This is a genomic window from Thermoleptolyngbya sp. M55_K2018_002 (genome assembly GCF_015295965.1).
Classification (GTDB): Bacteria; Cyanobacteriota; Cyanobacteriia; order Elainellales; family Elainellaceae; genus Thermoleptolyngbya; species Thermoleptolyngbya sichuanensis.
Window position 1 is genome coordinate 1 of the sequence record NZ_DVEA01000360.1, and the last position, 3553, is coordinate 3553.

2 protein-coding genes are annotated in these 3553 nt (G+C 58.5%); both read right to left on the minus strand.

The window, feature by feature from the left end; translation table 11 throughout:
• Window positions 1-78 precede the first annotated feature (78 nt).
• Entirely contained in the window at window positions 79-1527 is a 1449-nt protein-coding gene (locus IGS51_RS18260; RefSeq protein WP_297080212.1) for a S1C family serine protease, read from the minus strand.
• 567 nt (window positions 1528-2094) lie between these two features.
• Window positions 2095-3553 (minus strand): fatty acyl-AMP ligase (locus IGS51_RS18265; protein ID WP_297080213.1); only part of this gene is annotated, 1459 nt, incomplete at its 5' end.

Consider the following 3553-nt stretch of genomic DNA (forward strand, 5'->3'; position numbering starts at 1 on the left):
CGCCGCAGGGGCATTGGTTCGCGTTCAGATTCACGCTTCAGATTTACGCTTCAGATTCATACTTCAGCAAGCATCACCTCAGCGCTGCGACACTCGGTTTGCACCGGGTAAATCCTGCGTATCGAGAATGGAGATAAAGAACTCGCCGCGATCGCCCGGTTCCACACCGCCCACAATCAGCCGATACCAGCCGTCGGCAGGCAGTTCAAACCGCACGCTGCCCTGGCGCTCTGCCTTGCCTTCCACCACGCGATCGCCATTGGGGTCGCGCACAATCAGGTACGGATTAAACGCCGAGTTCACAATCAGCGCGACGGTCTGTCCGGCGCGTCCCTGGAAGTTGTAGGCGCGGCAAAGGGAGCCATCGTCGAAACAGGGTGCAGTGCTGGCATCCAGCATTCCCCGCTCCACCAAAATTGGCTGCGAGATTTGCAGGTCATACTGCCCAGACTGATTTTCGCCAGCCGCCATTGCCAGCACGGTGTATTGCCCGCTCTGGGTCAGCTTTTGCACCACCAGCGCATCTCGATTCGCCCCATTACTCTGATCCAGGGCGATCGCCCGTCCATCGGGCCCGACCAACACCAGTCGCGATCCGGCCAGACGGCTCGACATTCTCAGCATCACCGCCTGCCCCGCCTCTGCCTCGAAGGTGTAAATATCCGTAGGACTGTAATCGGCGCAAAAGCGGCTGTCACCGGGCTGCAAGTTGGCCTGCACGTTGCCACGGGTCAGAGAGATTTGCTGGCTGATGGATTGGCTGGATGAGGCCACGGCGGGAATCACATACTGCCCAACGGGGAACCGTAGCCCCTGTCGATGGGCCTCTACAAACAGCCGCACCTGCTCCACCGACACGGCAAAATTCACGTTTTGGGCATCGCGAGCGCCCGACTTGGTAATGCCCACGATCCGCAACTGGCTATCAATCACCGGCCCGCCGGAATTGCCCGGATTCACAGGTGCATTAAACACGACCACACCCTGAGGAATGTGAATGTTGTTGACCGTCCCTTCTACAATCGATGGGGAGCGCGGGGTACTGCCAACGGGAAAGCCCAACGCCCAGATGTTCTGCGTTTTTGTGATGGAACTGGCATCGGCAAGGCGCAGGGTGGGGAGGTTGCGCTGATTGGGCAGTTGCAGCAGCGCCAGATCCAGGCAGTCCGCATCGCCCATTGCCACAACCTCTGCACGCACTTCGCGACCCTGCACAGTCACAATGACTTCCCGCGCTCCGGCCACCACATGGGCATTGGTGACGATTAATCCGCTGGGGTCGATGATCACGCCGCTGCCCGTGCCGCTGCCATTGCGACCGTTGGCGCGGATGTGAACCACAGCAGCTTCAGCATCCTGAATATTACTCCGCGACTGGGCGGCGGCCGATTGGGTGAGGGAAGTGCCGGGGATGGTCAGGGCAAATTCGCTAACGAGCGTGGTGGCGATCGCCGTTTGCAGCAGCAGGCTAGAGGCAGCCAGACGAGCGAAACGAACAGGCTGGGGACGTGCAAAGGAGCGTACCATAGAGCATGACCTCCGTAGGGGTATTAGGTAGTTCAGTGCAATGGTCGGAGCGTAATCAGAGGGCGATCGCAGGGATGTATGCCATCGTGCGAATTTGTCAACCAGTTAGTGAAATTTGACTGAAATTTGATATGTATAAAAGCTTGCGATTTCTATTCTTGGTCTCATTCCGAAACACAATCCAGAACAAAAACCACGGCGGTATGTTAGAGTTCTTCTTGGATTACAAACTGGGTTCCAAAAAGAAGTATTTCTCCGGTCAGCAAGCTTATGCAGTATGCTGCTTCGAGCCGTTGCTGCTTAACCGTTGCGGCTTAATTGCAGGGGTTGCTTGAAGCTGTTGTTAGAAGCTGTTGTTAGTACAATAGGGCGATCGCCCCAGCCGTGGCACTCCCCTTTCCCGCACGTTTCATTGCGCTCACAGGAAAAGGGGGTTGCATAAAAGTGCAAGCAGACAAACGTGCAAAGAGTCAAAAGGGCAAGCAGACTGGAAAAGGAGGCAGGAAAAGGGAGCATTGCTACTGCCTTCTAGCGTTTGTTTTTTACATCATCTATATCTTCTATGCCCTAAGCCCGGCCAAGCTTAGCCCGCAGCCGCGCCACCAGGCGAATCAGGTGGGTACGCGGACTGAGGTAGCGCCGCACCAAGCTGGAAACATCGAGAGAGTCGGGCGATCGCCACACGTCGATCACCGCCAGACTGCCCTCCAAAAACTGCTGCCGACAGCGACTCCGCTGAATTTTGCCGCTGGAGGTGCGGGGCAAGCCGCCGGGTTTCACCAGGGCGATCGCCCCCACGTCTACAAAATGTTCCCGAAACGCCACCCATCGCACGGTTTCCACCACGTCTGGTAAATACAACCGCTGGCGGGCGCTGCGTTCTACTTCTTGGACAACCACCAGCCGCTCTTCGCCCGCTGCGTCGCCCCCCAGTTCACCATCGATCGGCGCGGCAAAAACCGCACAGCCGCCCGCACGAAACGCCGGATAGCACGATTCCACCGTCTGCTCAATGTGCTGCGGATAGTGGTTGAAGCCCCACAACACCAGCACATCGTGCAGCCGTCCGGTGATGAACAGTTCCCCCGCTTGCACAAAGCCCAAGTCGCCCGTCCGCAAAAAGCCGCCCTCGCCCGTGGCCAGCATCGCCCCAAAGGGATTTTCTCGCTCCGGCGGATGCTGCCAATAGCCCTTGCCTACGCCGCTCCCCGCCACCCAGATTTCGCCAATTTCCCCATCGGCACAGGGCATCCGCGTGTCTCGATTGACGATTTCTACTCGCGTGTCTAGCCAGGGGTGTCCGCAACTGATTAAGGTCTGCGTCCGCCGTGCGCCAGGGCGGGCAAGGCCGGGACGGGCCGGTTCGCAAATCTCCACGCGGTTTTGCTCTAGGCTTTGCGTGTCCACATGCAGCATTTTAGGAGGCAAATGCTTAGCGCCGCCCGTGATGAACAGCGTCGCCTCGGCCATGCCGTAGCACGGGTAAAACGCCTCTGGGCGAAATCCACAGGGGCGAAATTTTTCGGCAAACTGGTCAAGCGTGGTCTGCCGCACGGGTTCTGCGCCGCAAAAGGCAATGTCCCAAGTGGACAGGTCGAGGCGATCGCGCTGGTTGTCGGTAACGTATCGACCCAGCAGGTCATAGGCAAAGTTGGGGCCGCCGCTGGTGGTTGCGCCGTAGCGGGCGATCGCCTCCAGCCAGCGCACGGGCTTCTGCACAAAGGCAATCGGCGACATCAGCACGCACAGCGACCCGGCATAGAGCGAGTACAAAATATTGCCAATCAGCCCCATGTCGTGAAACAGCGGCAGCCAGCCCACGCCCACCGACGCTTCGGTATGCTGAAACGCGGCGTGGAGCATCTGCTGATTGGCCCAGAGGCAGCCGTGGGTCACCATTACGCCCTTGGGTGTGCCCGTGGAGCCAGACGTATATTGCAAAAAGGCCAGGCTGTCGGCACCTTTCCATCTTTCGTCGCTATCAGGAAAATGCTGACCGATGTCGCCGAGAGCGAGCGAGCCAAGA

Coding starts and splice junctions, on each gene's coding strand:
- IGS51_RS18260 (WP_297080212.1), bottom strand. CDS start 1,527: ATGGTACGCTCCTTTGCACGTCCCCAGCCTGTTCGTTTCGCTCGTCTG.